Below are 21735 nucleotides of genomic sequence, written 5' to 3' on the forward strand. Positions count from 1 at the left end.
AAACGATGCCTGAGCCAACCAACCAACCCGAGCCCGAACGTTCCCGATCCGCCGTGCGCTCGCTCCGGCGCCTGTGGCCGTACGTGAAGCCGGTCAGCCACCGGCTGTTCGGTTCCGCGGGTGTGGCCGTGGTCGCGTCCTGCCTGGCGCTGCTGATACCGCTGGTCCTGAAGTGGATCGTGGACGGCCCGGTCGCCGGCCACGATCCGTCCGGGGTGTGGCTCGGCGGCGGGTTGGTGCTGCTGCTCGGTCTCCTGGAGGCCGGGCTCTTCGGCGTACGGCGCTGGCTGGTCGCGCGCCCCATGGCCGCACTGGAGGCCACGATGCGGGCCGACCTCTACCGGAGGCTGCAGCGCCTGCCGGTGTCCTTCCACGACCGCTGGGGATCGGGGCAGCTGCTCTCGCGGGCCACGAACGACCTGCAGATCCTGCGGATGTTCCTGACCTTCCCGATGGTGTTCCTGGCGGTCAACACCGCCACCATCCTGGCGGGCTTCGGCATCCTGTTCGTGCAGCGCTGGTCGCTGGGGCTGATCCTGCTGGGCCCGGTCGTGCCGCTGGTGATCCTCTGCACGTACTTCGAGGCGCGCTACCAGCTCGCCTCCCGCAGCGCGCAGGACCAGGTCGGGGACCTGACCACGCTGGTCGAGGAGTCGGTGCTCGGCATCCGCATCATCAAGGCCTTCGGCCGGCACCGCAGCCAGGCCGACGCCTTCCGCCGGCAGTCGCGCGAACTGCGCGGCACCGAGCTGCGCAAGGCCGGGCTGCTGGCGGACCTGTGGATGGTGATCACCGGCCTGCCGGACGTGGCACTGGGCGCGGCGCTGGTGCTGGGCGCGGTGCAGGTCGCCGACGGCGACCTGTCGGCGGGCACGCTGGTCGCCTTCCTGTCCACGGCGCTCGCGCTGCGCTGGCCGGTGGAGTCGCTGGGCTGGCTGCTCTCCTTCAGCAACGAGGCGGCCACCGCCGCCGACCGGGTCTTCGAGGTCCTGGACACCGAGGTCCCACCGGAGACCGGCTCGGGAACGGGCACCGGTCCGGTCGACGGCGAGGAGGCGCGGCCCGCCGACGGCATCCGCTTCAGCGCGGTGCGCTTCCGCTACCCCGACGCGCCCGAGGGCAGCCCCGACCTGCTCACCGGGGTCGATCTGCACATCCGCAGCGGCGAGACCGTGGCGCTGGTCGGCGCGACGGGCAGCGGCAAGACGAGCCTGACCTCGCTGATCCCGCGGCTGTACGAGCCGACCGGCGGCCGCATCACGCTGGACGGCACCGACGCCGCGCGGCTCACCCGGTCCGCGCTGCGCTCCCTGGTCGCCACGGCCTTCGAGGAACCGACCCTGTTCTCCGCCAGCGTGCGGGAGAACGTGCTGATGGGCGCTCCCGACGCCGACGAGGCGGACCTGCTGCGGGCGCTGGAGATCGCCCAGTGCGACTTCGTCCACAAACTGCCGCGGGGTGTGGACACCCAGGTGGGAGAGCAGGGCCTGAGCCTGTCCGGCGGTCAGCGGCAGCGGCTCGCGCTGGCCCGCGCGGTCGTCGGCCGCCCCCGCTTCCTGGTGCTGGACGACCCCCTGTCCGCCCTCGACGTGCACACCGAGGCCCTCGTCGAGGCGGCCCTGCGCCAGGTGCTGGCCACCACGACGGCGCTGGTGGTCGCCCACCGCCCCTCCACGGTGCTGCTCGCCGACCGGGTGGCGCTGCTGTCGCAGGGCCGGGTCACCGCGGTCGGCACCCACCAGGAACTCCTGTCCTCCTCCGCGGTCTACCGCCGCCTGATGTCCGGCCAGGGCGAGAGCGCGCCCGCGGCGCCGGACCGTCCGCAATTCGAAGGGAGCACCCGATGACCTCCGTCGCGGAGTCGCAGCCTGCCGAGCAGTCGGCCGACGGGGAACCGGCGGGGCAAGGGGAGACCCAGGGGGCGCAGAAGGACCAGGAGGACGACCTCTTCGACCGCGACCGGCTCCCGGCACCCGAGGGGGCGTCACGCGCCCTGCTGCGGGAACTGGTCGGACCGCACCGGGGACGCGTGTGGCTGGCGGCCGTGGTCCTGCTGCTGCAGCAGGCGGCCGTGCAGGCGGGACCGCTGATCGTGGCGGTGGCCATCGACCGGGCCATCCCGGCACTGCGCCGCGACGACCACGGCCCGCTGATCGCGGTCGCGGTCGGCTACATCGGCTGCGCCGTCGCCGGCGGCCTGCTGCAGCGGACGTTCGTCCGGCAGGCCGGCCGGATCTGCCAGGACGTGCTGGTCGAACTGCGCGGCCGGATCTTCCGCCACGCCCAGGCGCTCGGCCTGGACTTCCACGAGCGGTACACCTCGGGCCGGATCATCGCCCGCGCCACCTCCGACGTGGAGTCGATCCGGGAGCTGCTGACCGAGGGCCTCCAGGAGCTGCTCAACGTCGGGCTGTCGGTGCTCTACATCTCGGCCGTGCTGCTGTGGCTGGACTGGGGGCTCGGCCTGTTCGCGCTCGCCACCGCGGTGCCGCTGGTGGTGACCGTCCGGATCTTCCGTCGCCGGTCGGCCAAGGTCTACACACGCCGCTCCGCGGCGATCGCCGCCGTCATCGTGCGCTTCACCGAGACGATGAACGGCATCCGGCCCGTGCAGGCCTTCCGCCGCGAGAAGGCGAACGACGAGGCGTTCGACGAACTCAACGCCGCCCACCGGCAGGCCAACGGCGACGCGATCCTGGAGATGGGCCGCTTCACGGTCAGTTCCTGGCTGATCGCCAACACCTCGGTGGCGCTGGTGGTGCTGTGGGGCGCGTACCGTGTGGCCGCCGGCTCGCTGGCGCTGGGCGTGCTCGCCGCCTTCGTGCTCTACCTGCGGCGGCTGTACGCGCCGATCGACCCGCTCGGCATGTTCCTCAACTCCTACCAGTCGGCGGCCGCCTCGCTGGAGAAGATCGCCGGGCTGCTGGCCCAGCGGCCCTCGGTCCCGGAGCCGCCGACGCCGCGGGCGCTGCCGGCCACGGAGGCGGACATCCCGGGCCGCGAGGTCGTCTTCGAGCGGGTCCGGTTCGCCTACCGCACGGGCGGCGAGGTGCTGCCCCGCTTCGACCTGTGCCTGCCCGCCGGACAGACGGTCGCGGTGGTCGGCGCCACCGGCGCGGGCAAGTCGACGCTGGCCAAGCTGCTGGCCCGGTTCTACGACCCGACCGACGGCCGGGTCACCCTGGACGGGGTGGACCTGCGCGACCTGGCCCTGCCCGAACTGCGCCGCGGGGTGGTCATGGTGACCCAGGAGGCGTTCCTCTTCTCGGGCACGGTCGCCGAGAACATCGCCATCGGCCGTCCGGAGGCCACCCGCGAGGAGATCGAGGACGCCGCCAGGGCGATCGGCGCCCATGGCTTCATCGCCGCGCTGCCCGAGGGCTACGACACCGACGTCCGCAAGCGCGGTGGCCGCATCTCCGCGGGCCAGCGCCAGTTGGTGGCCTTCGCCCGCGCCCTGCTCGCCGACCCGGCCGTGCTCATCCTGGACGAGGCGACCTCCTCCCTGGACGTACCGGGCGAGCGCGCGGTGCAGCAGGCGATGCGCCAGGTGCTGAGCGGCCGCACCGCCGTGATCATCGCGCACCGGCTGTCGACGGTGGAGATCGCGGACCGGGTGCTGGTGATGGACCAGGGCCGCATCGTGGAGGACGGCACCCCGGCCGAACTCGTCTCCGGCGCGGGCCGCTTCGCCGATCTGCACCAGGCCTGGCGCGACAGCCTGGTCTGACCCCGTCGGCGTCCACGGGGCGCGCTTCGTCCGGATGGCGGACGGGGCGCGCCCCGCTGCGGACGAGATCCGGCCAATTCCGAGCGCGTACATGACATTCACCCCCGTCGGCTGACACGCTTCCGGACGGTCGTCGCGCGGCTTCCCGCGCTCCCCACACGACTCTTGCTTCGCCCTGTCCTGCCGTTCACCGGCATTCCCGAAGGAGCGTAGAAGTGAGACGTCCCCGTAACCGGTCCCGCAGCGCGATAACCACCGGCACCCTGGTGGCCATGGCCGCGCTGCTGGGCGTCGCCCTCCAGACCTCGCCGGCCACCGCCCGTGCCGAGGAGGGCGGGGGGTCCACCGTCCGGGCTGTCCCCGACGCCGGTGCCCTGCAGATCAGGCTCTCCCCCGCCCAGCGGGCCGGTCTGCTCAGGGCCGCGGCGGCCGACCGCGCGGCGACCGCGCGGTCGCTGCGCCTGGGCGCCAGGGAGCAGTTGGTCCCCGCCGACGTCGTCGAGGACGCCGACGGCAGCCTCCACACCCGCTACCAGCGCACCTACGCGGGGCTCCCCGTGCTCGGCGGCGACCTGGTGGTCCACCGGGCGGCCGACGGTTCGACGGCCCGGGTCACCTGGGCGTCCAGCGCCCGGATCAGCCTCGCCACCACGACCGCACAGCGCTCCGCCCCGGCCGCGGGCGCGCGAAAAGTGGTATGGGCCGGCACCGGCGCGGCCGTGCTCGCCTGGGAGACCGTCACCACCGGCACCCGGCACGACGGGACGCCGAGCGAGCTGCACACCATCACCGACGCGGCCACCGGCGAGAAGCTGACCTCATACGAGGCGGTCAAGTCCGGCGTCGGCGACAGCCAGTACAGCGGACAGGTGACCATCGGCACCACGCTCTCCGGCTCCGTGTACGAGCTGACCGATGCGGCCCGGGGAGGCCACAGGACGTACGACCTGAACGGCGGCACCTCCGGCACCGGCACACTGTTCACCGATGCCGACGACGTCTGGGGCAACGGCAGCACCTCCAGCCGCCAGACCGCGGGCGTCGACGCGGCCTACGGCGCCCAGGAGACGTGGGACTTCTACCAGGAAACCTTCGGCCGCAACGGCATCCGCAACGACGGCGTCGGCGCCTACTCCCGGGTCCACTACGGTAATTCCTACGTCAACGCGTTCTGGTCCGACAGCTGCTTCTGCATGACCTACGGCGACGGCTCGGGCAACCAGCGGCCGCTCACCTCACTGGACGTCGCGGGACACGAGATGACCCACGGCGTCACCGCGGCCACGGCCAACCTCCGCTACAGCGGGGAGCCCGGGGGCCTGAACGAGGCGACCTCCGACATCCTCGGGACCGCGGTGGAGTTCCACGCCGCCAACGCCAGCGACCCCGGTGACTACCTCATCGGCGAGAAGATCGACATCAACGGCGACGGCACCCCGCTGCGCTACATGGACAGGCCCTCCAAGGACGGATCCTCGGCGGACTACTGGTCCAAGAACGTCGGACGACTCGACGTGCACTACTCCTCCGGGGTCGCCAACCACTTCTTCTACCTGCTGTCCGAGGGCAGCGGAACCAAGACGGTCAACGGCGTGACCTACAGCAGCGCCACCTACGACGGGCTCGCGGTGCCCGGCATCGGCCGGGCCAACGCCGTGGCCGTCTGGTACCGGGCGCTGACCACCTACATGACCTCGCGCACCAACTACGCGGGGGCGCGGACCGCCACCCTGCAGGCCGCGGCCGACCTCTTCGGGGCGGGCAGCGCGACGTACAACGCGGTGGCCAACACCTGGGCCGCGGTGAACGTCGGCACACGCGTGAGCTGAGCCGCACCCACGGGGAGCCGGGCGCTCGGGGGTCCGGCTCCCCGTCCGCAGGGCGGCAGGCGTCCGTTTAACGAACCATCTGTTCCCCTCACAGGACGAATTCGGCCAACTTCTCGTCACGTACATGACACCGAGCCAGGAACAGTGGCACTCTTCCCCCGGTCGGCCGTCAGTACGCCCACACACCGCACCGCTTCGTGCTGACGCACCGGCCGAACTCCGCACGTCCCACCCGCACGGCTAGTTCCGCCCGGGCAGCACACCCCGTCTGCCCGGCTGTCCCCGGCCGCCAACCGCGGCCGACGCAGTAGGAGTCCGAGTGAGACGATCCCCCCGCAAGGCAGTCGCGGCCGCCAGTGTGGTCGCCACCGCCGCGTTCATCGCCGTCGGCATACCGGCCACGTCCGCCACGGCGAACGCCGCCCCCCACACGAGCCAGCTCCGCACCGGAGCCCTCGAGGCGAAGCTCACCCCCGCCCAGCGCACCGCGCTCATCAAGAGCGCGAGCGACCGCACGGCGGTCACGGCCCGGTCGCTGGGTCTGGGCAGCAAGGAGAAGCTGGTCGTCAAGGACGTCGTCAAGGACGCCGACGGCACGCTGCACACCCGCTACGAGCGCACCTACGCCGGGCTCCCCGTGCTCGGCGGCGACCTCGTCGTGCACACGCCCGCCAAGGGCGCCGGCACGGTCGGTACGACGTTCAACACCGACCAGCGGATCACGGTCGCCTCGACGACGCCGAAGGTCGCCGAGTCCGCCGCGACGACCGCCGCGCTGAAGACCGCCAAGGCGCTCAAGGCCGAGGCGCCCGCCGCGGACAACGCCCGCAAGGTGATCTGGGCCGGCCAGGGCACGCCGAAACTCGCCTGGGAGACCGTGGTGAGCGGTCTGCAGGACGACGGCACGCCGAGCCGGCTGCACGTCGTCACCGACGCCGTGACCGGCAAGGAGCTGCACCGCTACCAGGACGTCAAGACCGGCACCGGAAACACCCAGTACAGCGGCCAGGTGTCGCTGACCACCACGCTGTCCGGCTCGACGTACCAGCTGAACGACACGACCCGCGGCGGCCACAAGACCTACAACCTCAACCGCGGCACCTCCGGCACCGGGACGCTGTTCACCGACGCCGACGACGTCTGGGGCGACGGCACGGGCTCCAACACCCAGACCGCGGGCGCCGACGCCGCCTACGGCGCCCAGACGACCTGGGACTTCTACAAGAACACCTTCGGCCGCAGCGGCATCCGCAACGACGGTGTCGCCGCGTACTCGCGGGTCCACTACAGCAGCGGCTACGTCAACGCCTTCTGGGACGACAGCTGCTTCTGCATGACCTACGGCGACGGCTCGGGCAACACCCACGCGCTGACCTCGCTGGACGTCGCGGGCCACGAGATGAGCCACGGCGTCACCTCCGCCACCGCGAACCTCACGTACTCGGGCGAGTCCGGCGGCCTGAACGAGGCGACCTCCGACATCTTCGGCACGGGCGTCGAGTTCTCCGCGGGCAACAGCAACGACATCGGTGACTACCTCATCGGTGAAGAGATCAACATCAACGGCGACGGCACCCCGCTGCGCTACCAGGACAAGCCATCCCGCGACGGCACCTCGCCGGACAACTGGTACTCCGGCATCGGCAACCTGGACGTCCACTACTCCTCGGGCCCGGCGAACCACATGTTCTACCTGCTCTCCGAGGGCAGCGGCGCCAAGGTCATCAACGGGGTCAGCTACAACAGCCCGACCGCCGACGGCATCGCCGTCGCCGGCATCGGCCGCGCCGCCGCGCTGCAGATCTGGTACAAGGCGCTGACCACGTACATGACGAGCAGCACCAACTACGCGGCCGCCCGCACCGCCGCCCTGAACGCCGCCCAGGCCCTGTACGGCGCGGGCTCCGCCCAGTACGCGGGTGTGCAGAACGCCTTCGCGGGTATCGGCGTCGGCAGCCACGCGCCCGTCTCGGGCGTCACCGTCACCAACCCCGGCAACCAGAGCAGCACCGTCGGCACCGCCGTCAACCTGCAGATCCAGGCCAGCAGCACCAACAGCGGCGCGCTGAGCTACGCGGCGAGCGGCCTGCCGGCCGGTCTGTCGATCAACGCCTCCACCGGTCTGATCAACGGCACCCCGTCCGCCGCGGGCACGTACAACACCACGGTCACGGTCACCGACTCCGCGGCCAAGACCGGCACCGCCTCGTTCACCTGGACCGTCACCACCCCCGGCAGCTGCGCCTCCGCCCAGCTGCTCGGCAACCCGGGCTTCGAGTCGGGCAGCGCCTCCTGGACGGCGAGCAGCGGTGTGATCACCAACTCCAGCAGCCAGGCCGCCCACGGCGGTTCGTACAAGGCGTGGCTGGACGGCTACGGCTCGACCCACACCGACACGCTCTCCCAGTCGGTGTCCATCCCGGCGGGCTGCAAGGCGACCTTCACCTTCTGGCTGCACATCGACTCCGCCGAGACGACCACCAGCACCCAGTACGACAAGCTGACGGTCACCGCCGGGTCGACCACCCTGGCCACCTACTCCAACCTCAACAAGGCCTCGGGCTACACCCAGAAGTCCTTCAGCCTGAACGCCTTCGCCGGCTCCACCGTCACCCTGAAGTTCACCGGCACCGAGGACATCTCGCTGCAGACGAGCTTCGTGGTCGACGACACCGCCGTCACCACCAGCAGCTGATCGCCTCCGGGTGACGCGAACGCCGGGCCCCGGCCGTCGACAGCGACGGCCGGGGCCCGGTCCCGTTCCCTCGGGCGTCGGCTCAGCGCAGCACGCCGGCCGTCATCCCCGCGGCCTCCGGCGGCACCGCGATCAGCCCCAGCTCGGCGACCGAGGCGAGCAGCCGGTGCATCGGCAGGACACGGACGGTGTAGCCGAAGGGGCCGGTGCGGTCGAGGGTGAGCGGGCCCTCGTAGAGCCAGCGGCCCTCCAGGTCCGGCCGGCCGCCCGGTTTGAGGGAGACCACCGTCGGGTCGGCGATCCGGTCGGAGTCGTCGACGCGTCCGGACACCACCTGGACGTCCACGTCCCCGGGCTCCAGGCCGCCGAGGGACACCTGGACGCGCAGGGTGAGCGTGGACCCGAGCTCCGGCGAGCCGCCGACCGAGGCACCGGTCTCCACGTGGTCGACACCGACCATGGGCCACTGCTCGCGCACCCGCCGCTTCCACGCGGCGAGTTCGACCGACTCCCCGCTCCCGGCGAGGCGGTGGGCGCGGGCGGCGGGCGCGTACAGCCGGGTCACGTACTCGCGCACCATGCGCCCGGCGAGCACCTTCGGCCCCAGGGTGCTCAGGGTGTGCCGGACCATCTCGATCCAGCGGACCGGCAGGCCCTGCGCTCCGCGGTCGTAGAACCGGGGCGCGACCTGGTCCTCGATCAGGTCGTAGAGGGCGGCGGCCTCGATGTCGTCGCGGCGGTCGGGGTCGCCGGCCGCGCCGAAGCCGTCGGCGGTGGGGATCGCCCACCCGTTGTTGCCGTCGAACCACTCGTCCCACCAGCCGTCCAGGACGGACAGGTTGAGGCAGCCGTTCAGCGCGGCCTTCATGCCGGAGGTACCGCAGGCCTCCAGCGGCCGCAGGGGGTTGTTCAGCCAGACGTCGCACCCGGGGTAGAGGTGCTGGGCCATGGCCATGTCGTAGTCCGGGAGGAAGACGATGCGGTGCCGCACCCTGGGGTCGTCGGCGAAGCGCACCAGTTCCTGCACCAGCCGCTTGCCGCTGTCGTCGGCCGGGTGCGCCTTGCCCGCGACGACGATCTGGATCGGCCGGGCAGGGTGCAGCAGCAGTTCCATCAGCCGGTCCTGGTCGCGCAGCATCAGGGTGAGCCGCTTGTACGACGGGACCCGGCGGGCGAAGCCGATGGTCAGCACATCGGGGTCGAGGACGTCGTCGACCCAGCCCAGCTCGGCCGAGCCGGCGCCGCGCTGCCGCCAGGAGGCGCGCACCCTGCGGCGCACCTCCCGCACCAGCTGTTCCCGCAGCTCCCGGCGGAGCTCCCAGATCGCGGCGTCGGGGATGCGGAAGACGCTCTCCCAGGTGTCGGCGAGCCCGGTGGTCATCGCGTCCTCGGCGTTCCGGGCGCCGGCCTGCCGGGCGCCGAGCCGGAACACCTCGGGCGCGACCCAGGTGGGGGCGTGCACACCGTTGGTGATGGAGGTGATCGGCACCTCCTCCGGGTCGAAGCCCGGCCACAGCCCGGCGAACATCTCCCGGCTGACGCCGCCGTGCAGGGTGGACACGCCGTTGGCGCGCTGCGCCAGCCGCAGCCCCATCACGGCCATGTTGAAGACGTTGGGGTCGCCGCCGGGGTAGGTCTCCATCCCCAGCTCCAGCACCCGCTGGACGTCCACGCCCCGCAGCTCGCCGCCGTCGCCGAGGTGCCGGGCGACCAGCTCGCGGTCGAAGCGGTCGATGCCGGCCGGTACCGGGGTGTGGGTGGTGAACACCGTGCCGGCCCGCACGGCCTCCAACGCGGAGTCGAAATCCAGCCCTTCTCCGTCGGCCGCGAGCTCGCGGATGCGTTCCAGTCCCAGGAGGCCCGCGTGCCCCTCGTTGGTGTGGAAGACCTCGGGCGCCGGGTGCCCGGTCAGCGCGCAGTAGGTACGCACGGCACGGACGCCGCCGATGCCGAGCAGCATCTCCTGGAGCAGCCGGTGCTCGCTGCCGCCGCCGTAGAGGCGGTCGGTGACGTCCCGTTCGCCCGGGTGGTTCTCCTCGACGTCGGAGTCGAGCAGCAGCAGCGGGACCCGGCCGACCCGGGCCAGCCACACGTGGGCGCGCAGGCCGCGTCCGCCGGGGAGGTCCAGAGCGATCAGGACGGGGGCGCCGTCCTCGTCCCGCAGCAGCGACAACGGCAGCTCGTTGGGGTCGAGCACCGGGTAGTGCTCCTGCTGCCAGCCGTCCCGGGACAGGGACTGGCGGAAGTAGCCGTGCCGGTAGAGCAGGCCGACACCGATCAGCGGCACGCCCAGGTCGCTGGCGGCCTTCAGGTGGTCGCCGGCCAGGATGCCGAGTCCGCCGGAGTACTGCGGAAGCGCCGCGGTGATGCCGAACTCCGGCGAGAAGTAGGCGACGGAGGAGGGGAGTTCGCCTGCCTCGGCGGCGCCCTGGTACCAGCGCGGGTTGCCGAGGTAGTCGTGGAGGTCCTCGACGGCGGTGCCGAGCCGGCGCAGGAACCTGCGGTCCTTGGCGAGGGCGTTCAGCCGGTCCTTCGAGACCGCGCCGAGCAGCCGCACCGGGTCGCCGGCCGCCGCTCTCCAGCCCTCGGGATCGACGGACCGGAACAGCTCACGGGTCTCGTTGTGCCAGGACCAGCGCAGATTCTGCGCGAGCTCCCCCAGGGGACGTAGTGGTTCGGGCAGGACGGTTCGCACGGTGAATCGACGAATAGCCTTCACATCTCCGACGGTAGCGGCATCTTTCGGCGCGGTGGTGACAACCAGGGTCCCAACACCCCGCGGCCGGGCGGCGCCACGCGGCAGGCGTGCCCTGGCGTACCGGTAGGCCCCGGACGTCCCGGCACCCCCGCGCACGGCACCGCGGACGACTCGTCAGCGTGTCGGGCGGCGGCTACGACAGCCGCAGCACGCCGCCCGGCCGGAGCGCACCGCGGGGCCTACGAAGGGCGGCCAGGACCGGAGCGCAGGAGGCGGCCCGGCGCCCCGGAGGCCGCGCGCGCCCACCCGCCGGACGGTGGCCGGTTGTGCGCGTCCGGGCGCCGCCTGGGCCGCCCGGCGCGCAACTTACGCGCCAGTACCCCTTCCCGGGGAGTATTCGACCGTCATCCAATGGGCAGGCTCACCCATGCGCGACGCGGCGCCGAACCCTCCCACACACAACTGGTATCCGCCCACTCGAGTGAACGCGGACAGGAGCGGTCATGCCCACAGGCAGGCATCCGAAGGAGCAGATAAAAAGAGCGGAAGGTACCCGTCCGGCCACCCGCACAAACAGGTGAGGCGCAATGATCGGTCGTATCCCCGTCCTGGACGTCCGCCCGTTGGTCGACTGCGGCCGCCGCCCCGCCAAGGCGGTGGTCGGCGAGACCTTCCAGGTCACCGCCACGGTGTTCCGGGAGGGACATGACGCGGTGGCGGCGAACGTGGTCCTGCGCAGCCCCGCGGGACGCTCCGGGCCACGGATCCCCATGCGCGAACTCGCCCCCGGCACCGACCGGTGGGGCGCCGAGGTGACGCCCACCGCGGAGGGCCGCTGGACGTACACGGTGGAGGCCTGGAGCGACCCGGTGGCCACCTGGCGGCACCACGCGGGCATCAAGGTCCCCGCGGGCATCGACACCGAACTGGTCCTCGCCGAGGGGGCCGGCCTGCACGAGCGCGCGGCCGCCGGGGTACCGAAGAAGGACGGCCGGGCCGTGGTGCTGGCCCTGGTCGACACGCTGCGCGACACCTCCCGCACACCCGCCGAGCGGCACGCCGCCGCCCTCGCGCCCGACGTGGTGGCGGTGCTCGACCGGCACCCGCTGCGCGACCTGGTGAGCGCCTCTCGGCCGGCGGCCCTCCAGGTGGAGCGTCAGCGGGCGCTGTTCGGGTCCTGGTACGAGATGTTCCCCCGGTCCGAGGGCGCCGTGGTGGACCCCACGGGCCGGCGACCACCGAAGTCCGGCACCTTCCGCACGGCCGCCGAGCGGCTGCCGGCGATCGCCGCGATGGGCTTCGACGTGGTCTACCTGCCGCCCGTCCACCCGATCGGCGCAGCGTTCCGCAAGGGACCGGACAACACGCTCGACGCCGGTCCGCACGACGTGGGCTCGCCCTGGGCGATCGGCTCGGCGGAGGGCGGCCACGACGCCGTGCACCCGGACCTCGGGACGATCGAGGACTTCGACTTCTTCGTGGAGCGGGCCCGTGAGCTGCGCCTGGAGATCGCGCTGGACTTCGCGCTGCAGTGCTCCCCGGACCACCCGTGGGTGGGCAAGCACCCCGAATGGTTCACCACCCGGGCGGACGGCTCGATCGCGTACGCCGAGAACCCGCCGAAGAAGTACCAGGACATCTACCCGATCGCCTTCGACGCCGACTTCGGCGGCATCGTGCAGGAGACCGAGCGGGTGCTGCGGCACTGGATGGACCACGGGGTGCGGATCTTCCGGGTCGACAACCCGCACACCAAGCCGGTGGTCTTCTGGGAGAAGGTCATCGCCGACATCAACCGCACCGACCCCGACGTCATCTTCCTGGCGGAGGCGTTCACCCGTCCGGCCATGATGCACACGCTTGCCCAGATCGGCTTCCAGCAGTCGTACACGTACTTCACCTGGCGTAACGGCAAGCAGGAACTGACGGAATACCTGACGGAACTGTCCGGCGAGGCCGCGGGCTACATGCGGCCGAACTTCTTCGTCAACACCCCGGACATCCTCCACGCCTACCTGCAGCACGGCGGCCGCCCGGCGTTCGAGGTGCGTGCGGTCCTGGCGGCGACCCTTTCCCCCACTTGGGGGGTGTACGCCGGATATGAGCTCTGCGAGAACGCGCCGGTGCGCGAGGGAAGCGAAGAGTACCTACACTCGGAGAAGTACGAGCTGAGGCCCCGTGACTGGGCGGCAGCCGAGGCCGAAGGCCGTTCGCTGGCTCCGCTGCTCACCACTTTGAACCGGCTGCGACGCCGCCACCCCGCGCTCCAGCAGCTGCGCAACCTGCGCTTCCACCCCGTGAACAACGACGCGGTGCTGGCGTACTCCAAGCGCTCGGGCGACGGCAGCGATGTCGTACTGGTGGTCGTCAACCTGGACCCGCACCACACCCAGGAGGCGACCGTCTCGTTGAACATGCCGGAACTCGGCCTCGCATGGCACGAGTCCACCCCGGTGCGCGACGAGCTCACCGGCGAGACCTACCACTGGGGCAGGGACAACTATGTGCGCCTCGAGCCGGGCCGTACGCCCGCGCACATCCTCACCCTGCGACCTACTCCATCGACAGGAGGGTCACCCACTTGATCGTCAACGAACCCGTACCTGACACGTTCGAAGACACCCCGGCCAAGGACCGGGACCCCGACTGGTTCAAGCGGGCCGTCTTCTACGAAGTGCTCGTACGGTCCTTCCAGGACAGCAACGGCGACGGCATCGGCGACCTCAAGGGGCTCACCGCCAAACTGGACTATCTGCAGTGGCTCGGCATCGACTGCCTGTGGCTGCCGCCGTTCTTCGCCTCGCCGCTGCGCGACGGCGGCTACGACGTCTCGGACTACACGGCCGTGCTGCCGGAGTTCGGGGACCTGGCCGACTTCGTGGAGTTCGTGGACGCCGCCCACCAGCGCGGGATGCGCGTGATCATCGACTTCGTCGTCAACCACACCAGCGACCAGCACGACTGGTTCCAGCAGTCCCGCACGGATCCCGACGGCCCCTACGGCGACTACTACGTCTGGGCGGACGACGACAAGCAGTACCAGGACGCCCGCATCATCTTCGTCGACACCGAGAGCTCCAACTGGACCTTCGACCCGGTGCGCAAGCAGTACTACTGGCACCGCTTCTTCTCGCACCAGCCCGACCTCAACTACGAGAACCCCAAGGTCCAGGAGGAGATCCTGGCCGCCCTGCGCTTCTGGCTGGACCTCGGCATCGACGGCTTCCGCCTGGACGCGGTGCCGTACCTGTACCAGGAGGAGGGCACCAACTGCGAGAACCTGCCGCGCACCCACGGCTTCCTGAAGATGGTGCGCGAGGAGATCGACGCCCACTACCCCGACACGGTGCTGCTCGCCGAGGCGAACCAGTGGCCCGAGGACGTGGTCGACTACTTCGGCGACTACGCCAAGGGCGGCGACGAGTGCCACATGGCCTTCCACTTCCCGGTCATGCCGCGCATCTTCATGGCGGTGCGGCGGGAGTCCCGCTACCCGGTCTCGGAGATCCTGGCCAAGACCCCGGCCATCCCCCGCAACTGCCAATGGGGCATCTTCCTGCGCAACCACGACGAGCTGACGCTCGAGATGGTGACGGACGAAGAACGCGACTACATGTACGCGGAGTACGCCAAGGACCCGCGCATGCGGGCCAACATCGGCATCCGGCGCCGGCTCTCCTCGCTGCTGGACAACGACCGCAACCAGATCGAACTCTTCACCGCCCTGCTGCTCTCCCTGCCGGGTTCGCCGATCCTCTACTACGGCGACGAGATCGGCATGGGGGACAACATCTGGCTCGGTGACCGCGACGCGGTGCGCACGCCCATGCAGTGGACCCCGGACCGCAACGCGGGTTTCTCCTCCTGCGACCCGGGCCGGCTCTACCTGCCGACCATCATGGACCCGGTCTACGGCTACCAAGTCACCAACGTCGAGGCACAGATGAGCTCCCCGAGCTCGCTGCTGCACTGGACCCGCCGGATGGTCGAGATCCGCAAGCAGAACCCGGCCTTCGGCCTGGGCTCGTACACCGAACTGCCCTCCACCAACCCGGCCGTCCTGGCCTTCCTGCGCGAGTACAAGGACGACCTCGTCCTGTGCGTCAACAACTTCTCGCGCTTCGCCCAGCCCACCGAACTCGACCTGCGGTCCTTCACCGGCCGGCATCCCGTCGAGCTGATCGGCGGGGTGCGCTTCCCGGCCATCGGCGAATGGCCCTACCTGCTCACCCTCGCAGGTCACGGTTTCTACTGGTTCCGGCTGCGCCGCGACGCGGCGTAGGCGGGCCCGCCGGGTGACGGCGACCCGGCGGCCCGGCACGGTTTCGTGCCGGGCCGCCGGGGCAGGCTCCCCCTGCCGGATCCAGCGTCATATCGGATGCTGTACGGGCCCTTGTCCCTCGTACGCCAAGTACGCCAATTGATCCACCGGCTCGGATGATATTCGTCCGACACGTCCCACTCGTCGGACCATCGCCGCAGCGCGCCCCTTCACTTAGGGAACCAGTCAGGCCCGGCACCCGAGGAAAGGACGTCATGTCGGACACCTCGTGGCTTCGCACCTACCCAGTCCGGTCGGGGACCACCGTGCCCCCGGCGCCCGGACTGCTCTCCGCGCTCGTCCCGATGCTGCGGGAGTGGCTGCCCCGGCAGCGGTGGTTCGCCGGAAAGGGGCGGCCGATCAGCGGCATCGGACTGGTCTCGGCCACCGAGCTGCTGCCCGCCGACGGCCGGCTGGGCACCCCTGGACTGCTCCATCTGCTGCTCGACGTCCACCAGGACGTGCAGGAGCGGGCGCCCGGCGCCGGGCAGGGGCAACCGGCCGACACCTACCAGCTGCTGCTCGGCACCAGGGCGTTGCTGCCGCCCGCGCTCGCGCCCGCGCTCGTCGGGCACGCCGTCGGCGGGCCACTGGACGGCCTCACCATCTACGAGGCGCTGCACGACCCACGTCTGACGTCCCTGCTGCTGGAGCGGCTGCGCGCCCCCGGCCGCACCGGGCACCTGCGCTTCGGCTCCGAGCCGGGCACGGCGATCCAGGCGGGGCTGACGCCGCGGCTGTCCACCGCGGAACAGTCCAACAGCTCGGTCATCTACGGTGACGCCTTCATCCTCAAGCTGTTCCGGCGGGTCGCCCCCGGCCCCAATCCCGATCTGGAGCTCTCGCTCGCCCTCGCGCGGGCCGGCTCGCGGCGCGTCGCGGCTCCCGCCGCCTGGTTCGAGGCGCTGGGCCTGTACGACGAGCCCGCCACGCTCGGCGTGCTGCAGCGTTTCCTGCCAGGTTCCGCCACTGCCTGGGAACTCGCCCTGCAGGCGGTGGAGTACGGCACCGACTTCTCCGGTGAGGCGCACGCGCTGGGGCGTGCGACCGCCGAGGTCCACCTGGCGCTGGCGCGCGCCCTGCCCACGAGTACCCTGCGCCGGCCGCAGATCGAACTGCTCGCCGCCGCGATGACCGGACGGCTGGACGCCGCCGCCGCGGCGGTGCCCGCCCTGCGGCCGTACCGCGCGGCACTGCGGGCCGCCTTCGACGACCTCGGCGCGCTCGGCACACGCGGCACGACCCTGGCCGCCCAGCGCGTCCACGGCGACCTCCACCTCGGGCAGGCCCTGCGGACCGGCGCACCGGCGCTACCGCGGGACTCCGGGATGGGGGTGCCCCCGGGTCCGAAGGACTCCGGGATGGGGGTGCCCCCGGGTCCGAAGGACTCCGGGATGGGGGTGCCCCCGGGTCCGAAGGACTCCGGGGGATGGGTGCTGATCGACTTCGAGGGCGAGCCGGCCCGGCCGCTGCCCGAACGCCGCCGTCTCGCGCCCCCGGTGCAGGACGTCGCCGGGATGCTGCGCTCCTTCGACTACGCCGCCCGGCACCACGACCCCTCAGCCCCCGGGGCGCCCGAATGGGCGCAGACGCAGCGCGCCGCCTTCTGCACGGGCTACGCGGAGGCCGCCGGGTCCGATCCGAGGGACGAGCCCGTCGTCATACGCGCCTTCGAGACCGACAAGGCCGTCTACGAGGTGCTCTACGAGGCCAGGCACCGGCCCGCCTGGCTCCCCATCCCCATGGCCGCGGTGCGCCGCCTCGCGCAGCCGCCGCACGGCCGCACCCCCTGACCGGGCGCCCCCACGCCCATCCGAGGAGGACCTGATCGTGACCGATCGCCAGCCGTTCCCCGACGCCACCCCCGGCCCGGGCGGGAACGGGAGGGCCCGCGCCGCACGTGCCGCACGCGGCTCCGGGTCCGAGGGCTCGGCACCCCCGCCGCCCCCCGCAGTCCCGCCGACCCCGCCGGCCCCGGCCACCCGGCCGCAGAAGGCAGCCGGCGCGAAGCCCGCACGCGGTGGAAAGGCCGCCGGCGCGCGACCCGCGGCCAAGGGCGCCCGCCCGGCCGCCGCGGCGAGCCCGCCGGCGGACGGCTCCGGGTCGACCGAGGCCGTCGCGCGGGGCTACGACCCCACCGGGTCCGGGCGGCGGCCCGCCTCGGGCACGGCGCCGCGCGCCGCGGGCCCCGCGGGGGTCGGCCACCAGGCACCACCGCCCGCGCCCGAGGTCACCCCCGCCGCGGGCACCGTGCCCGGCGACGTCCCGCCGGCCCCGGAGCTCGCCCCGGGTGAGCTCCGGCGGCTGCTGGACGGCGCCCACCACGACCCGCACGGGCTGCTCGGCGTCCACCGGGTGGCGGAGGGCCTGGCCTTCCGGACGCTGCGGCCGTTCGCGCGGAGCGTGGCCGTCCTCACCGGCGGGACGCGGACGGTGCTGCACCACGAGGGCGACGGGCTGTTCAGCGGCGTGCTGCCGCTGACGGAGGTCCCCGCGTACCGGCTGGCCGTCACCTACGACGGCGACGAGCGAGAGGTGCACGACCCGTACCGCTTCCTGCCGGCGCTCGGCGAGTTCGACCTGCACCTCATCAGCGAGGGGCGGCACGAGCAGCTGTGGAAGGTGCTCGGCGCCGAGCCGATGACCCACGAGGGTGTCACCGGCACCCGGTTCACCGTGTGGGCGCCCAACGCCCGCGGGGTGCGGGTGCTCGGCGACTTCACCTGCTGGGACGGCACCGCCTTCCCGATGCGCTCGCTGGGCTCCTCCGGCGTGTGGGAGCTGTTCCTGCCCGAGGTCGGTGAGGGGCAGCGTTACAAGTTCGAGGTCTGCGGCCCGGACGGCGCGCGGCGGCTCAAGGCCGACCCGATGGCCCGCCGCACCGAGGAGCCGCCGGCCACCGCCTCGATCGTGACCGCGTCCCGCCACGAGTGGCAGGACGCCGACTGGATGGCCTCGCGCGGCCGCCTGCCGGTGCACGAGGCCCCCTTCTCGGTCTACGAGGTGCACCTCGCCTCGTGGCGGCCGGGGCTGTCGTACCGCGAACTGGCCGAGCAGCTCCCGGCGTACGTGCGGGACCTGGGTTTCACGCACGTGGAGCTGATGCCGGTCGCCGAGCACCCCTTCGGCGGCTCGTGGGGCTACCAGGTCACCTCGTACTACGCCCCGACCGCCCGGCTGGGCACCCCGGACGACTTCCGGTACCTGGTGGACGCGCTGCACCGGGCGGGCATCGGCGTCATCATGGACTGGGTGCCGGCCCACTTCCCCAAGGACGACTGGGCGCTGGCGGACTTCGACGGCACCAACCTCTACGAGCACCCCTGGCGCGGGGACCATCCCGACTGGGGGACGCTGGAGTTCGACTTCGGCCGCACCGAGGTCCGCAACTTCCTGGTGGCCAACGCGGTCTACTGGTGCGAGGAGTTCCACATCGACGGGCTGCGGGTGGACGCGGTCGCCTCGATGCTCTACCTGGACTACTCGCGCGAGGACGGCCAGTGGGCGCCGAACGCGTACGGCGGCCGCGAGGACCTGGACGCCGTCGCCTTCCTGCAGGAGATGAACGCGACCGTCTACCGGCGCTGCCCCGGCGTCGTCACCATCGCGGAGGAGTCCACCGCCTGGGACGGCGTCACCCGGCCCACCCACCACGTCGGCCCGGCCGGCTTCGGCGGTCTCGGTTTCGGCCTCAAGTGGAACATGGGGTGGATGCACGACTCGCTGGAGTACATCAAGCACGAGCCGGTGCACCGCAAGTACCACCACAACGAGATGACCTTCTCGATGGTGTACGCGTACAGCGAGAACTACGTCCTGCCGATCTCGCACGACGAGGTCGTCCACGGCAAGGGCGCGCTGGTGGCCAAGATGCCCGGCGACTGGTGGCAGCAGCGCGCCACCCACCGTGCCTACCTGGGCTTCATGTGGGCCCACCCGGGCAAGCAACTGCTCTTCATGGGACAGGAGTTCGCGCAGGGCGCCGAATGGTCCCACGACCACGGGCCGGACTGGTGGCTGCTGGACGAGACCTACTCCGCGGCGGGCGACCACCGCGGCGTGCGGGACCTCGTCCGGGACCTCAACACCCTCTACCGTGCCACGCCGGCGCTGTGGCAGCGCGACACCACCCCGGACGGCTTCGCCTGGCTCGACGGCGGCGCCGCCGAGGACAACGTCTTCTCCTTCGTACGCCTGGACGCCGACGGGAACCCGCTGGTCGCGGTCAGCAACTTCTCACCGGTCGTCAGGCACCGCTACCGGATCGGCGTGCCGGACGGGGTGGAGGCCCTGCGGGAGGTGCTCAACACCGACGCCGCCGGATACGGCGGGAGCGACGTCACCAACCCCGAACCCCTGAAGTCCGAGCCCGTCGCCTGGAACGGCCGGCGCCAGAGCGTGCAGCTCACGCTGCCGCCGCTGGCCACGGTCTGGCTGCGGCCCGCCTGAGCGGGCGTCACGGGAGGCCGGGTGCGGCCCGCCTGCGCCACGTCAGGTCACGGCAGGCCCGCCCGGCGGGGCGCGGCGCGAGTTCGGCCGGACGCCTACTGGGCGGCCGTCCCCGCCACGCCCATACTGGGATGACTGCGGGATTCGGCGAGTACGGGGGGCCGCTGCCGATGGTGAGCGAACGCGAGTTGCTCCCGGACCTGTTCTGGGCCGCCGACCGGGCGTCACTGCGCGGCCAGTTGCTGACCGTACGGCTGTCGCGCCGGCAACTCGGCCTGCTCACCGCGGCCTCCGTCTTCAGCTCGTTCGACGCCACCGCGGGCCGCCTGCACTGGGCCTCGTGGCTCGCGGCCGTCCTCTTCGCGCTCGCCGCGTGGACCACCTGGGTGATCCACCGCCAGAACCCGCAGGCGCTCTGGTACGAGGGGCGGGCGCTGGCGGAGTCCATGAAGACGCTCGCCTGGAAGTACTCGGTGCGGGCCGACCCGTTCACGCCACCGGGCGACGAACGCGACCCGGACGCCCTGTACCGGCTGCAGCTCGGCGACGTCCTGCACACCTTCCGGAGCAGCAGGGCCGTGCCCTCGTACGTCGACTCGGGCATCACCCCCGCGATGCGGCGGCTGCGGGACGCGCCGTTGCGTGTGCGGCAGGACGTGTACCTGCGCGAACGCATCCGGGTGCAGCACGAGTGGTACACGGTGAAGGCGGCCCGCTGCGAGGTGAACGGGCGCCGGGCCGGACGGCTGGCGATGGCGTTCCCGCTGCTCGGCGTCCTGTTCCTGGTTCTGCGGGCGGGCGGCTGGTCCCCCTTCGACACCCTGGGCTTCGTTTCGGCCATCACGGCCTCGGTCGCGGCCTGGGCGCAGCTGCGCCAGTACAGCCCGCTGGCGGCGGCGTACCGGGTGGCGGCGGACGAACTGGAGCTGGTCCGGGTGCAGCTGGCGTCGCTGGACCTGGACGACCCGCACGCCGAGCACCTGTGGTCGCAGCTGACCCGGGACGCCGAGGACGCGGTGTCCCGGGAGCACACCACCTGGCAGGCGAGGCGCGAGATGCGCGTGTGAGGACGGGACGGGGACGGGCCGAAGGACACACGAGAGGGGGCCGCTCGGGTGCGTGTGGTGCGGGCGGGTGACGGGCGGGAACTGGCGGTGGAGACCCGGGGCGATCCCCGGGGCAGGCCGGTGTTCCTGCTGCATGGCACACCCGGCAGCCGGCTCGGTCCGGTGCCGCGCAGCGCGGTGCTGTACCGGCTGGGGGTGCGGCTGATCTCCTTCGACCGGCCCGGGTACGGCGGTTCCGAGCGGCTGCCCGGCCGGCGGGTCGCGGACGCCGCCGCCGATGTCGCGGCGATCGCCGACGCCATGGGCCTGGACGCGTTCGCGGTGGTCGGCCGCTCGGGCGGCGGGCCGCACTCGCTGGCGTGCGCCGCCCTGCTGCCCGGCCGCGTGACGCGGGTGGCGGTGCTGGTGGGGCTCGCGCCGCGGGACGCGCGGGGGCTCGCCTGGTACGCGGGGATGACCCGGTCCAACGTCCGTGACCACACCACCGCCGACGCGGCGCAGCGGCGGCTCGCCGCCCGGCTGGAACTGCGCTCCCGCACCATCCGCGACGACCCGGCGAGCCTGCTCGCCGTGCTCCGGGAGGAGATGCCCGAGCCGGACCAGCGGGTGATCGCGGACGCGGGTCTGCGCACGATGCTGCTGCGCACCTACGCGGAGGCGCTGCGCACCTCGGCCGACGGCTGGATCGACGACACGCTGGCGTTCAACCGGAGCTGGGGGTTCGGCCTGGACCGCATCGCGGTGCCGGTGCTGCTGTGGCACGGCGAGGACGACGTGTTCTCGCCGGTGGCGCACTCCCGCTGGCTGGCCGAGCACATCCCCGGCGCGACCATGGTGGTGCAGCCGGGGGCCGCGCACTTCGCGGCCCTGTCGGTGCTGCCCCGGGTGCTGGCCTGGGCGGCCGCCGGGGGCGGTCAGGCACGGTCGGTGCCGGCCTGACCGCCGC

General features: G+C 72.3%; 11 protein-coding genes. 10 read left to right on the forward strand and 1 reads right to left on the reverse strand.

From position 1 onward, the window contains the following. Nucleotides 1-5 precede the first annotated feature (5 nt). The 4 genes from ACRWNP_RS10320 (at nt 6) to ACRWNP_RS10335 (ending at nt 8254) form a co-directional block, all read left to right on the forward strand. The gene (locus ACRWNP_RS10320) at nt 6-1847 is read left to right on the forward strand and encodes an ABC transporter ATP-binding protein (protein ID WP_431960766.1); all 1842 of its coding nucleotides are present in this window, start codon (nt 6-8) and stop codon (nt 1845-1847) included. Continuing rightward, entirely contained in the window at nt 1844-3730 is a 1887-nt protein-coding gene (locus ACRWNP_RS10325) for an ABC transporter ATP-binding protein (protein ID WP_431960767.1), read from the forward strand. The genes ACRWNP_RS10320 and ACRWNP_RS10325 overlap by 4 nt, the downstream gene beginning before the upstream one ends. A gap of 272 nt (nt 3731-4002) precedes the next feature. Beyond that, nucleotides 4003-5559 carry a M4 family metallopeptidase gene (locus ACRWNP_RS10330; protein ID WP_431960805.1) on the forward strand — a complete coding sequence of 519 codons (1557 nt, stop codon included), beginning with the start codon at nt 4003-4005 and terminating at the stop codon, nt 5557-5559. A 319-nt stretch (nt 5560-5878) separates the two neighbouring features. Then, nucleotides 5879-8254 carry a M4 family metallopeptidase gene (locus ACRWNP_RS10335; RefSeq protein ID WP_431960768.1) on the forward strand — a complete coding sequence of 792 codons (2376 nt, stop codon included), beginning with the start codon at nt 5879-5881 and terminating at the stop codon, nt 8252-8254. Between the two features lie 82 nt (nt 8255-8336). Here the strand turns inward: ACRWNP_RS10335 and glgP are convergent, their stop codons facing one another. Further along, nucleotides 8337-10973 carry an alpha-glucan family phosphorylase gene (gene glgP, locus ACRWNP_RS10340; RefSeq protein ID WP_431960769.1) on the reverse strand — a complete coding sequence of 879 codons (2637 nt, stop codon included), beginning with the start codon at nt 10971-10973 and terminating at the stop codon, nt 8337-8339. A gap of 566 nt (nt 10974-11539) precedes the next feature. On the opposite strand from glgP, the gene ACRWNP_RS10345 reads away from it, so the two are divergent. The 6 genes from ACRWNP_RS10345 (at nt 11540) to ACRWNP_RS10370 (ending at nt 21728) form a co-directional block, all read left to right on the forward strand. Then, the gene (locus tag ACRWNP_RS10345; protein ID WP_431960770.1) at nt 11540-13537 is read left to right on the forward strand and encodes an alpha-1,4-glucan--maltose-1-phosphate maltosyltransferase; all 1998 of its coding nucleotides are present in this window, start codon (nt 11540-11542) and stop codon (nt 13535-13537) included. After that, nucleotides 13534-15234, forward strand: coding sequence for a maltose alpha-D-glucosyltransferase (treS, locus tag ACRWNP_RS10350; protein ID WP_431960772.1), 1701 nt, complete (start codon nt 13534-13536; stop codon nt 15232-15234). The genes ACRWNP_RS10345 and treS overlap by 4 nt, the downstream gene beginning before the upstream one ends. A 254-nt stretch (nt 15235-15488) precedes the next feature. Continuing rightward, nucleotides 15489-17066 carry a maltokinase N-terminal cap-like domain-containing protein gene (locus ACRWNP_RS10355; RefSeq protein ID WP_431960773.1) on the forward strand — a complete coding sequence of 526 codons (1578 nt, stop codon included), beginning with the start codon at nt 15489-15491 and terminating at the stop codon, nt 17064-17066. 37 nt (nt 17067-17103) lie between these two features. Further along, a complete protein-coding gene (glgB, locus tag ACRWNP_RS10360) occupies nt 17104-19722 on the forward strand; it encodes a 1,4-alpha-glucan branching enzyme (RefSeq protein ID WP_431960774.1) in 2619 nt (872 codons plus the stop codon). Between the two features lie 131 nt (nt 19723-19853). After that, nucleotides 19854-20789 (forward strand): DUF4231 domain-containing protein, encoded by a 936-nt coding sequence (locus tag ACRWNP_RS10365; RefSeq protein ID WP_431960776.1) that lies wholly within the window; start codon nt 19854-19856, stop codon nt 20787-20789. Nucleotides 20790-20837: 48 nt separating this feature from the next. Next, nucleotides 20838-21728: an alpha/beta fold hydrolase gene (locus tag ACRWNP_RS10370; protein WP_431960777.1), complete on the forward strand. Its 891-nt coding sequence runs from the start codon at nt 20838-20840 to the stop codon at nt 21726-21728. Nucleotides 21729-21735 lie beyond the last annotated feature (7 nt).

Origin of the sequence: Actinacidiphila sp. bgisy160 (assembly GCF_965342435.1) — a bacterium.
Classification (GTDB): domain Bacteria; phylum Actinomycetota; class Actinomycetes; order Streptomycetales; family Streptomycetaceae; genus Actinacidiphila.